This window comes from Streptomyces sp. 2323.1 (assembly GCF_900221035.1).
Classification (GTDB): domain Bacteria; phylum Actinomycetota; class Actinomycetes; order Streptomycetales; family Streptomycetaceae; genus Streptomyces; species Streptomyces sioyaensis.
The window spans coordinates 6,679,164-6,701,054 of sequence record NZ_LT907981.1; the positions used below are offsets into that span (position 1 = coordinate 6,679,164).

The following is a 21,891-nucleotide window of genomic DNA, read 5'->3' on the forward strand; positions in this document are numbered from 1 at the left end:
TGTGCGTACGGCCGGACCCCGCCCGGGGCCCGGCCGTCTCCGACTAGGCGTTGTACTCGTCCGCCTTCGACGGCTCCACGCCCTGGATCATGCCGCTGAGCACCAGGGAGCGGTTGGTGAAGCGCTCGGTGTCCACGCCGTTCTCCTGCAGCACGCTCATCGCGGCCGCATGGACCGTGCGCAGCACCGGAGTCGCGGCCCGCAGCGCGTCATCGGCCATGAAGCGGTGCCGCCAGGGCTTGTCGGCCCAGACATGGCGCAGGCCGAACGGCTCGGGGAGGGTCAGCTTGCCGCCGAGGAAGTCCAGGACCGGCGGGAACCACGTCAGCGGGGCCCGGGCGGTGAGCCGGACCACCTCCTGCGGCTCGATGAGCGGGAGGTGCTGGGTCCGGGTCTCCCAGAACTTGATGACCTTGGCGACGTCCTTGGTCTTGGGCTCCGGCTTGGTCGTGAACAGACCGTTGACCGGGCCGAGGGCATGGCCGGTCACCTCGATGCGCAGGGTCTCGTGGAGCACGGTGACGGTGATCATCAGGGTGATCACCAGCTGCCCGTCCCACAGGACGAACTGCACGCCGAGGTAGTGGCGGTTGCCGCTGCCGAACTGCTGCTCGTTGCAGATCCGCTCTATCTCGTGCCCGCGGATCTGGAATGCCTCGACGTGCGTGCCCTCGGGGCGGCTGACGGCGGCGGCCTTCTCGCCGACCGGGGAGACGATCCAGTGGCGTACGGACGGCGCGGGGAAGCCGCCGGTGTGCAGCGGACTGCGCTCCAGCAGCCGCAGCCGGTCGTGGATGGCCCGGATGACGTCCCAGCTGCGGAACGGGTGGATCTCGGCGGCTCCCGGCGCCGGCGTCAGATCCTCGGCGAGCTGCCAGCTGCCCCAGCGCGTTCCCATGCCGAGTATCCCCTTGGGGCCGGCGTAGAAGACGACATTGCTCTTCTGCTCGGCGGAGATTTTGGCGAGATTCTGGCGGAGGGTCTCGGCGGCGATCTGGTTCGGGTCCTGCGGCACCGCCTCGGGGATCTTCGCGGCCACCCCGCCGCCCTCCAGCAGCCCCTTCCAGGCCTCCCGCATGGCCACCGCGGTCTTCTCGCAGATCTGCTTGGCCCACCACCAGCCGATCATCGGGGCGATGATCATGGCGCGGCCGTACATCGGCCAGAAGCCGTTGAGCGGCAGCTTGATCATGAAGAACAGGCCCAGGCCGGCCAGCACCGTCAGCAGCAGCCCGCCGATCAGGGACAGGCCCGCGCCCGCGCCGTCCTTGGAGAGCATCTTGCGCAGCTGGAAGGCGCCCAGCCACAGCAGCACACCGGGCAGGAACACCACCCCGAACAGCACCATCAGCAGCGTCAGCTTCATGTCGCGCTGCTTGCGGATGCGGGTGGCGGACAGACAGTGCTCGACGATGGTCTGCGGCTCGGTCCCGAAGGACTGGATGAGCGGCTTGCGGTCGCCGCCCAGCATCCGCACCTGCACCGCCCGCGAGAACGCCTCGCCGAGGTTGGGCGCGAACAGCGACAGTTTCGGCTTCTTGATCTCGGACTTGCCGGATTCGGAGTCCGCATCGGAGATCTTGGTGAGCAGGCAGTCCCGGTAGGCGGCCGAGGCCAGCGCCTGGGTCGCCGCCGTCTGCCCGGCGCTCCCCGAGAGCGGGACCTGCGCCCCCGGGCTGAAGTCAAAGCCGTCTGCCACTACCGCCCCCCACACCGCACGCATCCGATGATGCGGCTCTTCCCGACTTCCGCTGACGGCACACCTGCTGAGAGCCTGTCGTCGAGCCCGTGACCTCTTCCTGCGCCGTCGGACGGTGCGTACAACGGCAGGAACTCAGCGTACAGCCGCCGCCCGGCCCAAGGGAGTTGAGCGGGACGGCGGCTGCCGTGAGGGCCGGCCGGCCGTTGACTATCCGCCGTTCTCGGCCTGTTCCCGCCACTTGTCGGCGAGTTGCGGCGGCATCGGCTCATGCCGCAGGTGGGTGCGGGAGAACCGCCCCGTGCCGTGCGAGAGGGAACGCAGATCGATGGCGTACCGGTCGATCTCGATCTCGGGCACCTCGGCCCGGACCACCGTGCGGCCCGCGCCCGACTGTTCGGTCCCCACGACCCGTCCGCGGCGCCCGGACAGATCGCTCATCACCTGGCCGACGAATTCGTCCGGAACCATCACGCTCACCTCGGACACCGGTTCGAGCAGATCGATCCGGACCTCGCCGGCGGCCTCGCGCAGCGCGAGCGCGCCCGCCGTCTGGAAGGCGGCGTCCGAGGAGTCGACCGAGTGCGCCTTGCCGTCGAGCAGGGTGACGCGGATGTCGACGAGCGGATGCCCGGCGGCGACCCCGCGCGCGGCCTGGGCGCGTACGCCCTTCTCCACGGACGGGATGAACTGCCGGGGCACCGCACCGCCCACGACCTTGTCCACGAACTCGATGCCGGAGCCGCCCGGCAGCGGTTCCACCTCGATCGCGCAGATCGCGAACTGGCCGTGCCCGCCGGACTGTTTCACATGACGTCCGCGGCCCGCGGCGGGGGCGGCGAAGGTCTCCCGCAGCGACACCTTGTGGGGGACGGTGTCCACTTGCACGCCGTAGCGGGTCCGCAGCCGTTCCAGCGCCACATCGACATGTGCCTCGCCCAGGCACCACAGGACCACCTGATGGGTGTCCTGATGGTGCTCCAGGCGCATCGTCGGATCCTCCGCGACCAGCCGGGCCAGGCCCTGCGAGAGCTTGTCCTCGTCGGCCTTGCTGTGGGCCTGGATGGCGACCGGCAGCAGCGGGTCGGGCATCGTCCAGGGCTCCATCAGCAGCGGGCTGTCCTTGTCGGACAGGGTGTCGCCGGTCTCGGCCCGGGTCAGCTTCGCCACACACGCCAGATCGCCGGCGATGGCCTGCGACATCGGGCGCTGCTGCTTGCCGAACGGGGCGGACAGCGCGCCGACCCGCTCGTCGACGTCGTGGTCCTCGTGGCCCCGGTCCTCCAGCCCGTGACCGGAGACATGCACCGTCTCGTCCGGGCGCAGGGTGCCGGAGAAGACCCGTACGAGCGAGATCCGGCCGACGTACGGGTCGGAGGAGGTCTTGACCACCTCGGCCGCGAGCGGACCGTCGGGGTCGCACTTCAGCGCCTCCCGCGGGGCGCCGTCCGGGCTGGTCACGGCGGGTGCCTCGCGCTCTACCGGGGTCGGGAAGCCGCCGGTGATCAGCTCCAGCAGCTCCATGGTGCCCAGCCCCTGCCGGGCGCCCTCGGGGGCCGGGGCCGCGGCCAGCACGGGGTGGAAGGTGCCGCGGGCGACGGCGGTCTCCAGATCCCGGGTGAGGGTCTTGATGTCCATCTCCTCGCCGCCGAGATAGCGGTCCATGAGGGACTCGTCCTCGCTCTCGGCGATGATGCCCTCGATCAGGCGGGCGCGGGCCGCCTCGATCCGGGGCAGCTCGTCCGCCGTCGGCGCGCGTTCGGTGCGCTCGCCGGAGGAGTAGTCGTAGACCCGCTGGGAGAGCAGCCCGATCAGGCCGTGTACGGGGGCGTGGCCGTCGGCGCCCGGTGTCCCGTACAGCGGGAGGTAGAGGGGGAGCACGGCGTCCGGGTCGTCGCCGCCGAACGCGGCGCGGCAGTGCTCGGTCATCGCATCGAAGTCGGCGCGGGACGCCTCCAGGTGCGTGATGACCAGCGCCCGCGGCATGCCGACGGCCGCGCACTCGTCCCAGACCATCCGGGTCGCCCCGGCCACCCCGTCGGCCGCCGAGACAACGAAAAGGGCCGCGTCCGCTGCGCGCAGACCGGCCCTGAGTTCCCCGACGAAATCGGCGTATCCGGGGGTGTCCAAGATATTGATCTTGACTCCGCCCCAGTCCACCGGGACCAGTGAGAGCTGTACGGAGCGTTGCTGGCGGTGCTCGATCTCGTCGTAGTCGGAAAGACAGCCGCCGTCCTCGACGCGGCCCGCGCGATTGACCGCGCCGGATGCCAGCGCGAGGGCCTCGACCAGAGTGGTCTTTCCCGATCCGGAGTGGCCGACCAGCACCACATTCCGCAGGTCCGTGGGCTGGCCGGCCGTTGATGCCCTGCGGGCGGCTCCCGGGTGTGTACTCGTCTTCTCGCTCATGTGTCTCGCCTCCAGGTCGACACTTTGCGGTGATTCGAGCTTTCCACCGAGGTCATCCTGCGTCCATACATGGCGCAGGGAACCAGCCCTCCCAAGGGTCCCCGGCAGGGGCCCGAGGGCGTGCCCGGCGGCGCGCGCCGCCGGCCCCGAGCCCTGGTATGCACCCCGCGCCGCGATGCGTTCGCGGTGCCCCGTGGCCGCCTGGCTACGATGGGCCAGCCGGTGGCCCCTTGACCTCGCGGCCCGTATCGACCTCCGGGAAGGCCATGCTGAACAAGTACGCGCGTGCTTTCTTCACGCGTGTTCTCACGCCGTTCGCCGCCCTGCTCATCCGCATCGGCGTCAGCCCGGACGCGGTCACCCTCGTCGGGACCGGAGGCGTGGTGGCCGGCGCCCTGATCTTCTACCCGCAGGGCGAGTTCTTCTGGGGCACGGTCGTCATCACCCTGTTCGTCTTCTCCGACCTGATCGACGGCAACATGGCGCGGCAGCTGGGCCGGTCCAGCCGCTGGGGGGCCTTTCTCGACTCCACCCTCGACCGGGTCGCCGACTCGGCGATCTTCGGCGGGCTCGCCCTGTGGTACGCGGGGCGCGGCGACAGCCTGGCGCTCTGCGCGATGGCGATCTTCTGCCTCGCCAGCGGCCAGGTGGTCTCGTACACCAAGGCGCGGGGCGAGGCCATCGGGCTGCCGGTGGCCGTCAACGGCCTGGTGGAGCGCGCCGAGCGGCTGGTCATCACGCTGGTCGCCTGCGGCCTGTCGGGCCTGCACGCCTTCGGGGTACCCGGAGTCGAGGTCCTGCTGCCGATCGCCCTGTGGATCGTCGGCATCGGCAGCGCCGTCACCCTGGGCCAGCGCGTGGTGACGGTACGCCGGGAGTCGGCCGAGGCCGACGCCGCCGTCGCACAAGGGGGGAACAGCGCATGAGTCCACGCACGAAGGGGCTGCCGGGATTCGACCCCGGCAAGCTCACCGACGCGCTCTACGGCCTGGGCTGGAGCACGGTCAAGAAGCTTCCCGAAGGGGTCGCCGTACGCCTCGGGCGGCGGATCGCCGACACGGTCTGGAAGCGCCGGGGCAAGGGCGTCCTGCGCCTGGAGGCGAACCTCGCCCGGGTGGTCCCGGACGCCTCACCGCAGCGCCTCGCCGAGCTCTCCCGGGCCGGGCTGCGCTCGTACATGCGCTACTGGATGGAGTCCTTCCGGCTGCCTGCCTGGAGCAGGGAGCGGATAAAGGCCGGTTTCACGCCCGAGGACATCCACCTCCTGGAGGACGGGCTCAAGAGCGGCCGCGGCGTCATCCTCGCCCTGCCGCACATGGGCAACTACGACCTCGCGGGTGTCTGGGTCACCACCAAGCTCAACACCCCCTTCACCACCGTCGCCGAGCGCCTCAAGCCCGAGACCCTCTACGACCGCTTCGTCGCCTACCGCGAGGGCCTGGGCATGGAGGTCCTCCCGCACACCGGCGGCGAAGCCTTCGGCACGCTCGCCCGCCGGCTGCGGAACGGCGGGCTGGTCGCCCTGGTCGCCGACCGCGATCTGTCCAGCTCCGGGATGGAGGTCAAGTTCTTCGGCGAGGCGGCGAAGATGCCGGTCGGCCCCGCGATGCTCGCCGTACAGACCGGCGCCATGCTGCTGCCGGTCACCCTCTGGTACGACGAGACCCCGATCATGCGCGGCCGGGTCCACCCCGAGATCGAGGTCCCGGAGACCGGCACCCGCACCGAGAAGGCCGCCGAGATGACCCAGACGCTCGCCGATGCGTTCGCCTCCGGCATCGCCGACCACCCCGAGGACTGGCACATGCTGCAGCGGCTCTGGCTCGCCGATCTGGAGCCGCGCGAGCGGCCCGGCACACCGGGCGGGGCCAGTGCCCCCGGAACGGAGCAGGCGTGAAGATCGGCATCGTCTGCCCGTACGCCTGGGACGTCCCCGGCGGCGTCCAGTTCCACATCCGGGACCTGGCCGACCACCTCATCCGGCTCGGCCACGAGGTCTCGGTCCTCGCCCCGGCGGACGACGACACCCCGCTGCCGCCGTACGTCGTCTCGGCCGGCCGCGCCGTGCCGGTCCCGTACAACGGCTCGGTCGCCCGCCTCAACTTCGGTCTGCTCTCCGCGGCCCGGGTGCGCCGCTGGCTCCAGCACGGCGCCTTCGACGTCATCCACATCCATGAGCCGGCCTCGCCCTCGCTGGGCCTGCTCACCTGCTGGGCGGCCCAGGGCCCGATCGTGGCGACCTTCCACACCTCCAACCCGCGCTCCCGGGCGATGATCGCGGCCTACCCGATCCTGCAGCCCGCGCTGGAGAAGATCAGGGCCCGCATCGCGGTCAGCGAGTACGCCCGCCGCACCCTCGTCGAACACCTCGGCGGCGATGCGGTGGTCATCCCCAACGGCGTCGACGTCGACTTCTTCGCCACGGCCGAGCCCAAGGCGGAGTGGCAGGGCCGCACGATCGGCTTCATCGGCCGGATCGACGAACCGCGCAAGGGCCTGCCGGTCCTGATGAAGGCGCTGCCCGCGATCCTCGCCGAGGTGCCCGACGCCCGCCTGCTGGTCGCCGGACGCGGCGACGAGGAGGAAGCCGTCGCCGCACTGCCCGCCGAGATGCGCTCCCGGGTCGAATTCCTCGGCATGGTCAGCGACGAGGACAAGGCCCGGCTGCTGCGCAGCGTCGATGTCTACGTCGCGCCCAACACGGGCGGCGAGTCCTTCGGCATCATCCTCGTCGAGGCGATGTCGGCCGGTGCCCCCGTATTGGCCAGCGACCTCGACGCCTTCGCTCAGGTCCTGGACCAGGGCGAGGCCGGCGAGTTGTTCGCCAACGAGGACGCGGACGCGCTTGCCGCGTCCGCGGTACGGCTCCTCGGCGACCCCGGTCGCCTCGGGGAACTCCGCGAGCGCGGCAGCCGCCATGTTCGCCGATTCGACTGGTCCACCGTGGGCGCCGACATCCTCGCCGTCTACGAGACGGTCATGACCGGGGCGGGGGCCACCTCGGTGGCCACGGACGAACGGGCGGGCCTGCGGGCGCGTCGCCGCCTGGCGAAGGATTGAGGCCTCCCACGTTTTTTGCCGTCCCGCCGTGGGGGTTGCTGCGCTTTGCGGCGCGGCGCACGTTGTCGGCTTTCCCGCCGCGGTGTCGTCTCGCCGTTGCGCCTGCGGCGGGCGTGGGTTGTTGGGTGCGGTGCCGCTCCTCCGGACTTCGTCCTGCGGCTCGGCCCCTCCCGTGAGTGGGGGAGGAATCAGGCCGGTGGGGGTGTTTGTAGGTGGTCCGGTGCGCCTTTGTCGGTCGCAGTGGACTGGCTACGAGTGGCCCGCCCCCACCCACCGTCACTCTCTCCCCCAACGGGAGGGGGCGGGCCGGAGGGGTCGGTGTGTGGGACGTAAAGCGAAGCAGTCCCACACACCGGCCCCGGAGGTCCGTCACCGCACCCGACACCCACCCAGCCCGCCGCAGGCGCAACGGTGAGCAAGCCCCACGGCGGGCCAGCCGACAACGTGCGCCGCGCCGCACACCCACGGCGGGCCAGCCGACAACGTGGGAAGAAACCCAAGCGCAGCGGACCGGTAACGTGACCCGTCGTGACCACGTTCATCTGGATCGTCGCCGCGATCATCCTCATCGGCATCTACCTGAGCTGGACGGCGGGCCGGCTCGACCGGCTGCACGCCCGTATCGACGCGGCCCGGGCGGCTCTCGACGCCCAGCTGTTGCGGCGGGCGTCCGTCGCGCAGGAGCTGGGTACCGCGGGTGTCCTCGACCCCGCCGCGTCGATCGTCCTCTACCAGGCCGCGCACCAGGCCCGGCAGGCCGAGGAGGATCACCGCGAGGTCGCCGAGAGCGAGCTGAGCCAGGCGCTGCGGGCGATCTTCGCCGAGGAGGCGCAGGTGGAGGCCGTACGGGAAGCCCCCGGCGGCGAGCAGACGGTCACCGAACTCACCGCCGCGGTGCGCCGGGTGCCGATGGCCCGCCGCTTCCACAACGACGCGGTCCGTGCCGCCCGCGCCGTCCGCCGCCACCGGCTGGTGCGCTACCTCCGCCTCGCCGGCCATGCGCCCTTCCCGCTGGCCTTCGAAATGGACGACGAGCCACCGGCCGTACTGGACGACCGCTCCGCCGGGAACTGAGCCGGGGGAGGAGTCGCAGGCCGCGACGCCGGGCGGTGACGAGCCACTGACCTCTAATTGGCCCTTTTCCCGGGCCACTCACAAACGGTTGTGTGTGCGCATCAGTACATTCACCCGCACTGAGTGAGGTCACACGTGTCCAGCACGCCCACCACGCCCCAGAACCCCGAGACCGGAACCGCGCGCGTCAAGCGCGGCATGGCCGAGCAGCTCAAGGGCGGCGTGATCATGGACGTCGTCACGCCGGAAGAGGCGAAGATCGCCGAGGACGCGGGCGCCGTCGCCGTCATGGCCCTGGAGCGGGTCCCCGCCGACATCCGCAAGGACGGCGGCGTGGCCCGGATGTCGGACCCCGACATGATCGACGGCATCATCAACGCCGTCTCCATCCCGGTCATGGCCAAGTCCCGGATCGGCCACTTCGTCGAGGCCCAGGTGCTGCAGTCGCTCGGCGTCGACTACATCGACGAGTCCGAGGTCCTCACCCCGGCCGACGAGGTCAACCACTCCGACAAGTGGGCCTTCACCACCCCCTTCGTGTGTGGTGCGACCAACCTGGGTGAGGCGCTGCGCCGGATCGCCGAGGGCGCCGCGATGATCCGTTCCAAGGGCGAGGCCGGCACCGGCAACGTCGTCGAGGCGGTCCGCCACCTGCGTCAGATCAAGGGCGAGATCGCCCGGCTGCGCGGCTACGACAACAACGAGCTGTTCGCCGCCGCCAAGGAGCTGCGCGCCCCGTACGAGCTGGTCAAGGAGGTCGCCGAGCTCGGCAAGCTGCCGGTCGTGCTGTTCTCCGCCGGCGGTGTGGCCACCCCGGCCGACGCCGCGCTGATGCGCCAGCTCGGCGCCGAGGGCGTGTTCGTCGGCTCCGGCATCTTCAAGTCCGGCGACCCCGCCAAGCGCGCCGCCGCGATCGTGAAGGCCACCACCTTCTACGACGACCCGGCGGTCATCGCGGACGCCTCCCGCAACCTGGGCGAGGCCATGGTCGGCATCAACTGCGACACCCTCCCCGAGGCCGAGCGCTACGCCAACCGCGGCTGGTAGGACGGCAGATGAGTATCCCCACCATCGGTGTGCTGGCCCTCCAGGGCGACGTCCGCGAGCATCTCAAGGCGCTCGCGGACGCCGGTGCCCAGGCCCGGCCGGTGCGCCGTGCCGAGGAACTGGCCGCGATCGACGGCCTGGTGATACCGGGCGGCGAGTCCACCACGATGTCCAAGCTGGCGGTCGTCTTCGGCATGCTGGAGCCGCTGCGCGCGTTCGTGCGCGCGGGCAAGCCGGTCTACGGCACCTGCGCCGGCATGATCATGGTCGCGGACAAGCTGCTGGACGCCCGCGACGACCAGGAGACGTTCGGCGGGATCGACATGATCGTGCGCCGTAACGCCTTCGGGCGGCAGAACGAGTCGTTCGAGGCGGCCATCGACGTCGCCGGGATCCCCGGCGGGCCCGTCGAGGGCGTCTTCATCCGGGCGCCGTGGGTCGAATCGGTCGGCGGCGAGGTCGAGGTGCTGGCCACGTACGACGGGCACACCGTGGCCGTGCGGCAGGGTAACGTCCTTGCCACGAGCTTCCATCCGGAGCTCACCGGCGATCACCGGGTGCACGCCCTGTTCGTCGACATGGTGCGTCACACCGTGTGATCTGGCCCCGGTAGGATCTCAGCGTTCGTTCAGAAATGGGTTACGCGAAGGAGACAGGCGGATGTCCGGCCACTCTAAATGGGCTACGACGAAGCACAAGAAGGCCGTGATCGATGCCAAGCGCGGCAAGCTCTTCGCGAAGCTGATCAAGAACATCGAGGTCGCCGCCCGGACCGGCGGCGCCGACCCGGACGGCAACCCGACCCTCTTCGACGCCATTCAGAAGGCCAAGAAGAGCTCGGTGCCCAACAAGAACATCGACTCCGCGGTCAAGCGCGGTGCGGGTCTCGAAGCCGGCGGCGCCGACTACGAGACGATCATGTACGAGGGTTACGGCCCCAACGGTGTCGCGGTGCTCATCGAGTGCCTCACCGACAACCGCAACCGCGCCGCCTCGGACGTCCGCGTCGCCATGACCCGCAACGGCGGTTCGATGGCCGACCCGGGTTCGGTGTCGTACCTGTTCAACCGCAAGGGCGTGGTGATCGTCCCCAAGGGTGAGCTGAGCGAGGACGACGTCCTGGGCGCGGTCCTGGACGCGGGGGCCGAAGAGGTCAACGACCTCGGCGAGACCTTCGAGGTGCTCAGCGAGGCCACCGACCTGGTCGCGGTCCGCACCGCCCTCCAGGAGTCCGGCATCGATTACGACTCGGCGGACGCCAACTTCGTCCCGACCATGCAGGTCGAGCTGGAGGAAGAGGGCGCACGCAAGATCTTCAAGCTGATCGACGCGCTGGAGGACAGCGACGACGTGCAGAACGTCTTCGCCAACTTCGACGTCTCGGACGAGGTGATGGCCAAGGTGGACGCCTGACGGGCGGACACGCAGGGCCGGTTGACGGGCCGACGGGGACACACCCCGTCGGCCCGTCGGTTTGTCAGTGGCAGCCACTAGTGTGCTGATCAGGGGGCATGCGCTCCCGAAGTGGGAACAGCCGACCGAGCGGACGAGGGGCGGGAGCGATGAAGGTGCTGGGGGTGGACCCGGGGCTGACGCGCTGCGGGGTCGGGGTGGTCGACGGCGTCGCGGGGCGCCCGCTGACCATGATCGGCGTCGGCGTCGTGCGCACCCCGGCGGACGCCGAGATCGCCCACCGTCTCGTCGAGATCGAGCGCGGGATAGACGCCTGGCTCGACGAGCACCGTCCGGACTGCGTCGCCGTGGAGCGGGTGTTCAGCCAGCACAACGTCCGTACGGTCATGGGCACCGCCCAGGCCAGCGCGGTCGCCATGCTGTGCGCCGCCCGCCGGGGGCTGCCGGTCGCGCTGCACACCCCCAGCGAGGTCAAGGCCGCCGTCACCGGCTCGGGCCGTGCCGACAAGGCCCAGGTCGGCGCGATGGTCACGCGCCTGCTGCGGCTCGACGCGCCCCCGAAACCGGCCGACGCCGCCGACGCCCTGGCCCTCGCCATCTGTCACATCTGGCGCGCGCCCGCGGTCAACCGCCTCCAGCAGGCGCAGGCCGCCGCCCGCCGCGCCGCTCCCGCATCCGTCCCCGCCGCCGGCCTCCGCCGGGCGGCACCCCAGAAGGGCACTCGATGATCGCCTTCGTTTCCGGCCCGGTCGCGGCCCTTGCCCCGGACACCGCCGTCGTCGAGGTCGGCGGCATCGGCATGGCCGTCCAGTGCACCCCGGACACCCTCTCCACGCTGCGCATCGGACAGCAGGCCAAGCTCGCCACCTCCCTCGTCGTCCGCGAGGACTCGCTCACGCTGTACGGCTTCGCCGACGACGACGAGCGCCAGACCTTCGAGCTGCTGCAGACCGCCAGCGGCGTCGGCCCCCGGCTCGCCCAGGCGATGCTCGCGGTGCACTCCCCGGACGCGCTGCGGCGGGCCGTCGCCACCGGTGACGAAAAGGCGCTCACCGCCGTGCCCGGCATCGGCAAGAAGGGCGCCCAGAAGCTGCTGCTGGAGCTCAAGGACCGGCTCGGCGAGCCGGTGGGCGGCGGCCGCGCGGGCGTCGGCAGCGCCGTCACGGCCGGCTGGCGCGATCAGCTGCACGCCGCCCTGATCGGTCTCGGCTACGCCACCCGCGAGGCGGACGAAGCGGTCGCCGCGGTCGCCCCGCAGGCCGAGGCGGCCGTCGCCGACGGGGCCACGCCCCAGGTGCCGCAGCTGCTCAGGGCCGCCCTGCAGTCCCTGAACCGGGCGCGATGACCGCCGCCCGGGCCCCGCGCCCCCGACCGTACGACCACCCAGGCGGCCCGGCCGCCCCGACCCCGCGAGGCAATCCGCAGTGAATTGGGACGACACCGCACCGCCCGCCACCGACGACGCCGCCCCGGGCGGGCCCGACCGCCTGGTCGGCGCCGATGCGGACGGCGAGGACACCGCCGTCGAGGCCGCGCTGCGGCCCAAGGACCTGGAGGAGTTCGTCGGCCAGGAGCGGGTGCGCGAACAGCTCGACCTGGTGCTGCGCGCCGCCCGGGCCCGGGGCGCCACCGCGGACCACGTCCTGCTGTCGGGGGCGCCGGGCCTCGGCAAGACCACCCTCTCGATGATCATCGCGGCCGAGATGGGCGCCCCGATCCGGATCACCTCCGGCCCCGCCATCCAGCACGCCGGAGACCTCGCCGCCATCCTCTCCTCCCTCCAGGAGGGCGAGGTCCTCTTCCTGGACGAGATCCACCGGATGTCCCGCCCCGCCGAGGAAATGCTCTACATGGCGATGGAGGACTTCCGGGTCGACGTGATCGTCGGCAAGGGCCCCGGCGCCACCGCCATCCCGCTGGAGCTTCCGCCGTTCACCCTGGTCGGCGCCACGACCAGGGCGGGTCTGCTGCCGCCCCCGCTGCGCGACCGCTTCGGCTTCACCGCCCATATGGAGTTCTACGCCCCCGCCGAGCTCCAGCGGGTCATCCACCGCTCGGCCGGGCTGCTGGACGTCGACATAGAACCCGAGGGCGCCGCCGAGATCGCCGGCCGCTCCCGCGGCACGCCCCGTATCGCCAACCGTCTGCTGCGCCGGGTCCGCGACTACGCCCAGGTCAAGGCCGACGGCCTGATCACCCGCGAGATCGCCTCCCAGGCCCTGAAGGTCTACGAGGTCGACGCCCGCGGCCTGGACCGCCTCGACCGCGCCGTGCTCACGGCCCTGCTCAAGCTGTTCGGCGGCGGCCCGGTGGGTCTGTCCACCCTCGCGGTCGCGGTGGGGGAGGAGCGCGAGACCGTCGAGGAGGTCGCCGAGCCGTTCCTCGTACGGGAAGGGCTGCTGGCCAGGACCCCCCGGGGCCGGATCGCGACGCCCGCGGCCTGGACCCATCTGGGGCTGGTCCCGCCGCAGCAGCAATCGGGCGGAAGCGGACAGCAGGGCTTGTTCGGGCCCTGACGGCGCGGGGACTCGCACGGTCAGGAACTGCGGTGCGATGCTGGGCGTTGTTCCACTGGTGGGGACTCGCTTAGACTCCGCCGATGCCGTCCGTACGGTCGGCATACCCACCCCCGTATAAGAGACCGCGCATCAGCGGTCGTGCGAAGGATTTCCGTCCCGTGAGTATCGTGACTCTCCTCCCCTTCATTGTCCTCATCGGGGCCATGTTCCTGATGACGCGGTCCGCCAAGAAGAAGCAGCAGGCGGCCGCGCAGATGCGCAACGAGATGCAGGCCGGCACCGGCGTCCGGACGATCGGCGGTATGTACGCCACCGTCAAGGAAGTCCACGACGAGACCGTTCTGCTCGAGGTTGCCCCCGGCGTGCACGCCATCTACGCCAAGAACGCCATCGGCGCGGTGATCGCGGACGAGGAGTACAACCGCATCCTGGACGGTGCCGACCCGCTGCACGCCGGCGAGCCGGTCGTCCCGGACGACGCCTCCTCGCTGACCGGCGACGCCGCCGCCGAGGCCACCGCAAAGGGTGACAAGATCGACCTGGGCAAGGTCGAGACCCCGGCCGGCGACAAGACCGCCGCCGACGAGGCCCCGGCCGACACGGACGCCAAGGACGCCAAGGACGCAGTCGAGGCCGACGCGGACGCCGCCAAGGAGGACAAGAAGTCCGGCGACGACGCGAAGTAGTCCCTCCCACGGAACCGCGGAGCACGCGTTGTGTCGTGCACCGCGGTTCCGGGACGGTCTAGGCTCCGGCGGGGGCAGGTCCCCACAAGACTTCGTGGCCGCTCGGCCGGCATCCCGGGCCGAGGGGTTGGACAGGGAGATACGAGAAGGTGGCAGCACCCAAGAAGGGCCGCAGGGCGCCCGCGAGCCAGGGGCATCCGGGCCGCGCCCTGATCCTGGTCCTCATCGCGATCGTGGGGCTGATCGGAGGCATGTTCTACTCCGGCACCCTGACGCCCCGACTGGGCATCGACCTGGCAGGCGGCACCAGCTTCACGCTGGCGGCCCAGAACCAGCCGGGCAAGCCCAACGCGATCAACGAGACCAACATGAAGACCGCCTCCGACATCATGGAGCGACGTGTCAACGGTCTCGGTGTGTCCGAGGCCGAGGTCCAGACACAGGGCGATAACCACATCATCGTGAACATCCCCAAGGGGACGGACGCGAAGCAGGCCCGCCAGCAGGTCGGCACCACCGCCCAGCTCGGGTTCCGGCCGGTGCTGACCAACGCCGCCGGCACCAAGACCCCTGAGCCCAAGCCCAGCCCCTCCCAGAGCGGCGCGGGCGGCAAGGGCAAGGGCGACAAGGCCGCGGGCGGCAAGGCGCAGCCGGGCACCCAGCAGAACGCCTCCTCCTCGCAGTCGCCGAGCGCGAAGCCCACCACCCAGGGCCGTGCGGTGACGGACGCGCTGAAGAAGGCCCCGTCCCCCAAGCCCACCCCCTCCGGGCCGGCCAAGCCCTCCCTGCCCGCGACGCCCCCGCCGCCCCCCGGCGGCGCGGCCATCCCGCCGGCCCTCCAGAAGCAGCTGAACGCGCTGGACTGCTCCACCAAGCAGAGCCGCGCCGCCGCCGGCCAGAAGGCCGCCGGCGCGAAGCCGTCCGACCCGATCGTGGCCTGCAAGGACGACGGCACGCAGAAGTACGTGCTCGGCCCGGTCGGCGTCGAGGGCACGGACGTCAAGGACGCCAAGGCCGTCTTCGACAGCCAGCAGGGCCAGGGCTGGATCGTCCAGATGGACTTCACCTCCGAAGGCGGCAAGAAGTTCGCGGACGTCACCGGCAAGCTCGCCACCAAGGCGCAGCCGCAGAACCAGTTCGCGATCGTCCTGGACGGCGCGGTGGTCTCCGACCCGCGCGTCAGCGAGCGGCTCAACGGTGGCAACGCCACCATCTCCGGCGGCTTCGACCAGAAGTCCGCCGAGGACCTCGGCAACATGCTGTCCTACGGCGCCCTGCCGCTCTCCTTCAAGATCGACGACGAGACCACGGTCACCGCGGCGCTCGGCGGTGAGCAGCTGCACGCCGGTCTGATCGCCGGCGCCATCGGCCTCGCCCTGGTCGTCCTCTACCTCGTCGCCTACTACCGGGGCCTGTCGCTGGTCGCGCTGGCGAGCCTGTGCGTCTCGGCGATCCTGACGTACGCGATCATGACGCTGCTCGGACCGGCCATCGGGTTCGCGCTGAACCTACCGGCGGTCTGCGGCGCGATCGTCGCCATCGGTATCACCGCCGACTCGTTCATCGTCTACTTCGAACGCATCCGGGACGAGATCCGTGAGGGCCGCACGTTGCGCCCGGCCGTCGAGCGCGGCTGGCCGCGCGCCCGCCGCACGATCCTGGTCTCCGACTTCGTGTCGTTCCTGGCCGCCGCGGTGCTGTTCATCGTCACCGTCGGCAAGGTGAAGGGCTTCGCGTTCACGCTCGGCCTGACCACCGTGCTCGATGTCGTCGTGGTCTTCTTCTTCACCAAGCCGCTGATGACGCTGCTGGCCCGGCGGAAGTTCTTCGCCGACGGCCACCCCTGGTCCGGCCTCGATCCCAAGCGCCTGGGCGCCAGGCCACCGCTGCGCCGCCGCCGCGGCAGCGCCCCGACCCAGACGAAGGAGGCGTGAGATGTCCAAGCTCGGCAACATCGGCGCCCGGCTCTACCGCGGCGAGGTCGGCTATGACTTCATCGGCAAGCGGAAGATCTGGTACGGCCTTTCGATCCTCATCACCATCACGGCCATCGTCGGCCTGGCGGTGCGCGGTCTGAACATGGGCATCGAATTCTCCGGCGGCGCGGTCTTCACCACCCCGGGGACCTCGGTCTCCGCCTCGGAGGCGCAGCACAAGGCCGAGTCGGCGTCGGGCGGCCACCAGGCCGTGGTGCAGAAGCTCGGCAGCAGCGCGCTGCGGATCCAGATCAGCGGTCTGGACACCAAGCAGGCGGTGCCGGTCCAGGAAGAGCTCGCCAAGGACCTGAACATCCCGGTCAAGGACGTCAACACCCAGCTGGTCGGTCCGAGCTGGGGTGAGCAGATCGCCTACAAGGCCTGGCTGGGCCTGGGGATCTTCATGGTCCTCGTGGTGCTCTATCTGGCCATCGCCTTCGAGTGGCGGATGGCGCTCGCCGCCCTGGTCGCGCTCATTCACGACCTCACGATCACCGTCGGTGTCTACGCCCTGGTCGGCTTCGAGGTCACCCCGGGCACGGTCATCGGTCTGCTGACGATCCTCGGTTACTCCCTGTACGACACGGTCGTCGTCTTCGACAGCCTCAAGGAGGCCTCGAAGGACATCACCAAGCAGACCCGCTTCACCTACAGCGAGATCGCCAACCGCTCCATCAACAGCACCCTGGTGCGGTCCATCAACACCACCGTCGTGGCGCTGCTGCCGGTCGCCGGTCTGCTGTTCGTCGGCGGCGGTGTGCTGGGTGCGGGCATGCTCAACGACATCTCGCTGGCCCTGTTCGTCGGTCTCGCCGCCGGTGCGTACTCCTCGATCTTCATCGCGACCCCGCTGGTCGCCGAGCTGAAGAGCCGCGAGCCGCAGATGAAGGCGCTGACCAAGCGGGTGCAGGCGAAGCGCGCCTCGGCCGCCGCCAAGGAGGCGAACCAGGAGGGCCCGCAGGACGAGGTCGATGCCGAGGACGCCGACGGCGCCGCGGTCGTCGGCCCGCGCCAGCAGCCCGCCTCCCGCAACCGCGGACGCGGCCGCCCGTCGGGCAAGCGCCGATGAGCGAGCGAAGCATGGGGGTCCCCCCGGCCGGAGGCTGGGGGAGAAACATCAGGAGGTGCGCGCCGCGCGAATGCGAGGCTGAGCGCAGCGAGGTTTCGGCATGAGCGCCCCCGCCGCCCTGCGCGAGCTGCTGCTCAGCCGGATAACGGACGTCCCGGACCATCCGCAGCCGGGCGTGGTGTTCAAGGACATCAGCCCGCTGCTGGCCGACCCGGTCGCCTTCGGCGCGCTGACCGACGCCTTCGTCGATCTGTGCGCGCGCTACCGCGTGGACAAGGTCGTGGGCCTGGAGGCGCGCGGCTTCATCCTCGCCGCCCCGGTCGCGGTCCGCGCCGCCGTCGGCTTCGTCCCCGTACGCAAGGCGGGCAAGCTGCCCGGTGCGACGCTCGGGCAGGCCTACGAGCTGGAGTACGGCACGGCCGAGATCGAGCTGCACGAGGATGCGCTGACCCCGGGCGACCGGGTGCTGGTGATCGACGACGTGCTCGCCACGGGCGGGACCGCCGATGCATCGTTGCAGCTCATCCGGCGAGCGGGCGCCGAGGTCGCGGGCCTGGCGGTGCTGCTGGAGCTCGGCTTCCTGGCCGGGCGGCAGCGGCTGGAGCCGGGCCTGAAGGGCGCTCCGCTGGAGGCCCTGATCACGGTCTGAGCAGGCCTTACTCCGCACCACTGTGCAGGGGCACCCGGAAGAATTCGGGTGCCCCTGCTGCTGTGTCATGTACGGACCCATGGCCGCGGGGGAGTTGTGCGCCCAGGGTCGATACCATGGCACCCCGGCCCGTTCGAGGCACTGGGGTCCGGAACCGCCTGAGGAGTGCTCTTGCCAGACGAGGCCCAGCCGCTCTCCCCCGGAACGCGTCCGGCGGGAACCGACGCCGCGCGCCCGGGTGAGCCGAAGCCCGCGGACGCGGCTTCCCCCCGCGCGTCCGAGTCCGGGCGGAAGGGCGCCCCCGACGGGTCCCGGCAGCCGGCCGGCCGGTCCGCCGCGTCCGAGCCGCCCGCCGAGCGGCGCGGCAAGGCCCCCGAGCCGGGCTCCGCCGCCTCCTCGTCCAAGCCGGCCCCGACGCCGTCCCGCGCGGACAAGCCGCCGGCCAAGGCCGACCAGCCCGCCGCGTCCCGGCCGCTGCCGCCCGCCTCCGCCGGCCGCTCCGGTTCCCCGAACCGGGTACGGGCCCGCCTCGCCCGGCTGGGCGTGCAGCGTTCCAGCCCGTACAACCCGGTCCTGGAGCCGCTGCTGCGGGCCGTCCGCGGCAACGACCCCAAGATCGAGACGGGCACGCTGCGCCAGATCGAGCGTGCCTACCAGGTCGCCGAGCGCTGGCACCGCGGCCAGAAGCGCAAGAGCGGCGACCCGTACATCACGCATCCGCTCGCGGTGACGACGATCCTCGCCGAGCTGGGCATGGACCCGGCGACGCTGATGGCCGGCCTGCTGCACGACACCGTCGAGGACACCGAGTACGGCCTGGACACCCTGCGGGGCGACTTCGGTGACCAGGTGGCGCTGCTGGTCGACGGCGTCACCAAGCTCGACCGCGTCAAGTTCGGCGAGGCCGCGCAGGCCGAGACCGTCCGCAAGATGGTCGTGGCGATGGCCAAGGACCCGCGCGTCCTGGTCATCAAGCTCGCCGACCGGCTGCACAACATGCGCACCATGCGCTACCTCAAGCGGGAGAAGCAGGAGAAGAAGGCCCGCGAGACGCTGGAGATCTACGCACCGCTCGCCCACCGCCTGGGCATGAACACCATCAAGTGGGAGCTGGAGGATCTGTCCTTCGCGATCCTCTACCCCAAGATGTACGACGAGATCGTGCGGCTGGTCGCCGAGCGGGCGCCCAAGCGCGACGAGTATCTGGCGATAGTGACCGACGAGGTCCAGGCCGATCTGCGGTCCGCCCGGATCAAGGCCACGGTCACCGGCCGCCCGAAGCACTACTACAGCGTCTACCAGAAGATGATCGTCCGCGGACGCGACTTCGCCGAGATCTACGACCTGGTGGGCATCCGCGTCCTCGTCGACACGGTCCGCGACTGCTACGCGGCCCTCGGCACCATCCATGCGCGATGGAATCCGGTCCCCGGCCGGTTCAAGGACTACATCGCGATGCCCAAGTTCAACATGTACCAGTCGCTGCACACGACCGTGATCGGCCCCAGCGGCAAGCCCGTTGAGCTCCAGATCCGCACGTTCGACATGCACCGCCGCGCCGAGTACGGCATCGCCGCGCACTGGAAGTACAAGCAGGAGGCGGTGGCGGGCGCCTCCAAGATCCGTACGGATGTCCCGAAGCACGCCGGCAAGGGCCAGGACACCGTCAACGACATGGCCTGGCTGCGGCAGTTGCTGGACTGGCAGAAGGAGACCGAGGACCCGGGGGAGTTCCTGGAGTCGCTGCGCTTCGACCTGTCGCGCAACGAGGTCTTCGTGTTCACGCCGAAGGGCGATGTCATAGCGCTGCCGGCCGGTGCCACCCCCGTCGACTTCGCGTACGCGGTGCACACCGAGGTCGGCCACCGCACGATAGGGGCCCGGGTCAACGGGCGCCTCGTACCGCTCGAATCGACCCTGGACAACGGTGACTTGGTCGAGGTCTTCACCTCCAAGGCACCGGGCGCCGCGCCGTCCCGCGACTGGCTCGGCTTCGTCAAGTCCCCGCGCGCCCGCAACAAGATCCGCGGCTGGTTCTCCAAGGAGCGCCGCGACGAGGCGATCGAGCAGGGCAAGGACGCCATCGCGCGGGCCATGCGCAAGCAGAACCTGCCGATCCAGCGGATCCTGACCGGCGACTCCCTGGTCACCCTCGCGCACGAGATGCGCTACCCGGACATCTCCTCGCTCTACGCCGCCATCGGCGAGGGCCATGTCGCCGCCCAGGGCGTCGTCCAGAAGCTGGTGCAGGCGCTCGGCGGCCAGGACGAGGCCACCGAGGACATCGCCGAGTCGACCCCGATCCGGCCGCGCTCCAAGCGCCGTTCCAGCGCCGACCCCGGTGTGGTCGTCAAGGGCGTCGACGATGTATGGGTCAAGCTGGCCCGCTGCTGCACTCCGGTGCCGGGCGACCCCATCATCGGCTTCGTCACCCGCGGCAACGGCGTCTCGGTGCACCGCGCCGACTGCGTCAACGTGGACTCGCTGTCCCGGCAGCCGGAGCGGATCCTGGAGGTCGAGTGGGCGCCCACCCAGTCCTCGGTCTTCCTGGTCGCCATCCAGGTCGAGGCGCTGGACCGCTCCCGCCTCCTGTCGGACGTCACGCGGATCCTGTCCGACCAGCACGTCAACATCCTCTCGGCGGCCGTCCAGACCTCCCGGGACCGCGTCGCCACCTCCCGCTTCACCTTCGAGATGGGCGACCCCAAGCATCTGGGCCATGTCCTGAAGGCGGTCCGGAGCGTGGAGGGCGTGTACGACGTGTACCGGGTGACCTCGGCCAGAAGGCCGTAGCTGGCAGCAGAAGGGCCCGGTACGGATCCCGTACCGGGCCCTTCTGCGTCAGGGACCTCGACCACTGATTGAGGAACCCCGACGGCGATCAACCACCCCCGCGAAAGCGGCGGCGGTTCAGCCGCAAAATCAGCCGCCGAACTCTTCCAGGCCCTTCAGCGCCTGGTCCAGCAGTGCCTTGCGGCCCTCCAGCTCGCGGCCGAGCTTGTCGGCCTTGGCGTCGTTGCCGGCCGCCCGGGCGGTGTCGATCTGCTTCTGCAGCTTGTCGACCGCGTCCTGGAGCTGGCCGGTGAGCCCCGCGGCGCGGGCCCGCGCCTCAGGGTTCGTACGGCGCCACTCGTTCTCCTCGGCGTCCTGGAGGGCGCGCTCGACGGCGTGCATCCGGCCCTCGATCTTCGGGCGGGCGTCCCGGGGGACGTGGCCGATGGCCTCCCACCGCTCGTTGATCGCGCGGAACGCCGCACGGGCGGCCTTCAGGTCCGAGACCGGGAGCAGCTTCTCGGCCTCGACGGCCAGCTCCTCCTTGCGGGTCAGGTTCTCCCGCTGCTCGGCGTCGCGCTCCGCGAAGACCTCACCGCGCGCCTGGAAGAAGACGTCCTGGGCGCCGCGGAAGCGGTTCCACAGGTCGTCCTCGTGCTCGCGCTGGGCCCGGCCCGCGGCCTTCCAGTCCGCCATCAGCTCGCGGTAGCGGGCCGCGGTGGCCCCCCAGTCCGTCGAGTTCGACAGCGACTCGGCCTCGGCGACCAGCTTCTCCTTCGCCTTGCGGGACTCCTCGCGCTGGGCGTCCAGCGACGCGAAGTGGGCCTTGCGCCGCTTGGAGAACGCCGAGCGGGCGTGCGAGAAGCGGTGCCACAGCTCGTCGTCCGCCTTGCGGTCGAGCCGCGGCAGGCCCTTCCAGGTGTCCACCAGCGCGCGCAGCCGCTCACCGGCGGCCCGCCACTGCTCACTGGCCGCCAGCTCCTCGGCCTCGGCGACCAGCTTCTCCTTGGCGTGCCGGGCCTCGTCGCTCTGCTTGGCCTTTTGTGCCTTGCGCTCCTCGCGGCGCGCCTCGACGGTCTCGACGAGCTTGTCCAGCCGCTTGCGCAGCGCGTCCAGATCGCCCACCGCGTGGTGTTCGTCGACCTGGGTGCGCAGATGGTCGATCGCGGTCGTCGCGTCCTTCGCCGACAGGTCGGTGGTCTTGACCCGGCGCTCGAGGAGGCCGATCTCGACGACCAGGCCCTCATACTTGCGCTCGAAGTAGGCGAGGGCCTCCTCGGGAGTTCCCGCCTGCCACGATCCGACGACCTGCTCGCCATCGGCGGTACGCACGTACACGGTCCCCGTCTCATCGACGCGGCCCCATGGGTCGCTGCTCACAGCGCCTCCTCCACATGATGCCGACGGGGGCGTGCGGCCCCCCGGCATCGTCCACAGTTTCTGTCCGGCAGAGCCACGCCCTGGCCGGTCCGACGGGCTGACTTGCGGGTGAGGGTGGCAGCCGTCGGAGCAGGCACC

General features: G+C 71.0%; 18 protein-coding genes. 15 read left to right on the top strand and 3 right to left on the bottom strand.

The window, feature by feature from the left end:
• Positions 1-43: 43 nt before the first annotated feature.
• Positions 44-1,723 (bottom strand): hypothetical protein, encoded by a 1,680-nt coding sequence (locus CPH93_RS28855; protein WP_173909903.1) that lies wholly within the window; start codon positions 1,721-1,723, stop codon positions 44-46.
• Between the two features lie 186 nt (positions 1,724-1,909).
• On the bottom strand, positions 1,910-4,108 hold the full coding sequence (locus CPH93_RS28860) for an elongation factor G-like protein EF-G2 (protein WP_093482247.1): 2,199 nt from the start codon (positions 4,106-4,108) through the stop codon (positions 1,910-1,912).
• Between the two features lie 266 nt (positions 4,109-4,374).
• Here CPH93_RS28860 and pgsA point away from each other — a divergent pair, with 266 nt between their 5' ends.
• The 15 genes from pgsA to CPH93_RS28935 all read left to right on the top strand — a co-directional run bounded on the left by pgsA (position 4,375) and on the right by CPH93_RS28935 (position 20,394).
• On the top strand, positions 4,375-5,034 hold the full coding sequence (gene pgsA, locus CPH93_RS28865) for a phosphatidylinositol phosphate synthase (protein WP_093482246.1): 660 nt from the start codon (positions 4,375-4,377) through the stop codon (positions 5,032-5,034).
• Entirely contained in the window at positions 5,031-6,005 is a 975-nt protein-coding gene (locus CPH93_RS28870) for a phosphatidylinositol mannoside acyltransferase (RefSeq protein WP_096214493.1), read from the top strand. Before pgsA ends, CPH93_RS28870 begins: the two co-directional genes overlap by 4 nt.
• Positions 6,002-7,168: a glycosyltransferase family 4 protein gene (locus CPH93_RS28875; RefSeq protein WP_096214494.1), complete on the top strand. Its 1,167-nt coding sequence runs from the start codon at positions 6,002-6,004 to the stop codon at positions 7,166-7,168. Before CPH93_RS28870 ends, CPH93_RS28875 begins: the two co-directional genes overlap by 4 nt.
• Positions 7,169-7,696: 528 nt before the next feature.
• Positions 7,697-8,242 carry a hypothetical protein gene (locus CPH93_RS28880; RefSeq protein WP_093482243.1) on the top strand — a complete coding sequence of 182 codons (546 nt, stop codon included), beginning with the start codon at positions 7,697-7,699 and terminating at the stop codon, positions 8,240-8,242.
• 135 nt (positions 8,243-8,377) lie between these two features.
• Entirely contained in the window at positions 8,378-9,289 is a 912-nt protein-coding gene (gene pdxS / locus CPH93_RS28885; RefSeq protein WP_006607492.1) for a pyridoxal 5'-phosphate synthase lyase subunit PdxS, read from the top strand.
• An 8-nt stretch (positions 9,290-9,297) separates the two neighbouring features.
• Entirely contained in the window at positions 9,298-9,888 is a 591-nt protein-coding gene (gene pdxT / locus CPH93_RS28890; RefSeq protein WP_093482242.1) for a pyridoxal 5'-phosphate synthase glutaminase subunit PdxT, read from the top strand.
• Between the two features lie 61 nt (positions 9,889-9,949).
• Positions 9,950-10,702 (top strand): YebC/PmpR family DNA-binding transcriptional regulator, encoded by a 753-nt coding sequence (locus CPH93_RS28895; RefSeq protein WP_006607490.1) that lies wholly within the window; start codon positions 9,950-9,952, stop codon positions 10,700-10,702.
• A gap of 149 nt (positions 10,703-10,851) precedes the next feature.
• The gene (gene ruvC / locus CPH93_RS28900; protein WP_093482241.1) at positions 10,852-11,430 is read left to right on the top strand and encodes a crossover junction endodeoxyribonuclease RuvC; all 579 of its coding nucleotides are present in this window, start codon (positions 10,852-10,854) and stop codon (positions 11,428-11,430) included.
• Positions 11,427-12,047 (top strand): Holliday junction branch migration protein RuvA, encoded by a 621-nt coding sequence (gene ruvA / locus CPH93_RS28905; RefSeq protein ID WP_093482240.1) that lies wholly within the window; start codon positions 11,427-11,429, stop codon positions 12,045-12,047. The genes ruvC and ruvA overlap by 4 nt, the downstream gene beginning before the upstream one ends.
• Before the next feature lie 79 nt (positions 12,048-12,126).
• Positions 12,127-13,218 carry a Holliday junction branch migration DNA helicase RuvB gene (ruvB, locus tag CPH93_RS28910; protein ID WP_093482239.1) on the top strand — a complete coding sequence of 364 codons (1,092 nt, stop codon included), beginning with the start codon at positions 12,127-12,129 and terminating at the stop codon, positions 13,216-13,218.
• A 161-nt stretch (positions 13,219-13,379) separates the two neighbouring features.
• Positions 13,380-13,907 carry a preprotein translocase subunit YajC gene (gene yajC, locus CPH93_RS28915; RefSeq protein WP_093648803.1) on the top strand — a complete coding sequence of 176 codons (528 nt, stop codon included), beginning with the start codon at positions 13,380-13,382 and terminating at the stop codon, positions 13,905-13,907.
• 149 nt (positions 13,908-14,056) lie between these two features.
• Complete coding sequence (gene secD / locus CPH93_RS28920) at positions 14,057-15,841, top strand: protein translocase subunit SecD (RefSeq protein WP_096214495.1); 1,785 nt, start codon at positions 14,057-14,059, stop codon at positions 15,839-15,841.
• A gap of 1 nt (position 15,842) precedes the next feature.
• Positions 15,843-16,952: a protein translocase subunit SecF gene (gene secF / locus CPH93_RS28925; protein WP_096214496.1), complete on the top strand. Its 1,110-nt coding sequence runs from the start codon at positions 15,843-15,845 to the stop codon at positions 16,950-16,952.
• A 100-nt stretch (positions 16,953-17,052) separates the two neighbouring features.
• Entirely contained in the window at positions 17,053-17,601 is a 549-nt protein-coding gene (locus CPH93_RS28930; RefSeq protein WP_093482235.1) for an adenine phosphoribosyltransferase, read from the top strand.
• Between the two features lie 171 nt (positions 17,602-17,772).
• Complete coding sequence (locus CPH93_RS28935) at positions 17,773-20,394, top strand: RelA/SpoT family protein (RefSeq protein WP_096214497.1); 2,622 nt, start codon at positions 17,773-17,775, stop codon at positions 20,392-20,394.
• A 129-nt stretch (positions 20,395-20,523) separates the two neighbouring features.
• On the opposite strand, the gene CPH93_RS28940 is transcribed toward CPH93_RS28935, so the two are convergent.
• Positions 20,524-21,753: a DUF349 domain-containing protein gene (locus tag CPH93_RS28940; RefSeq protein ID WP_006607481.1), complete on the bottom strand. Its 1,230-nt coding sequence runs from the start codon at positions 21,751-21,753 to the stop codon at positions 20,524-20,526.
• Positions 21,754-21,891 lie beyond the last annotated feature (138 nt).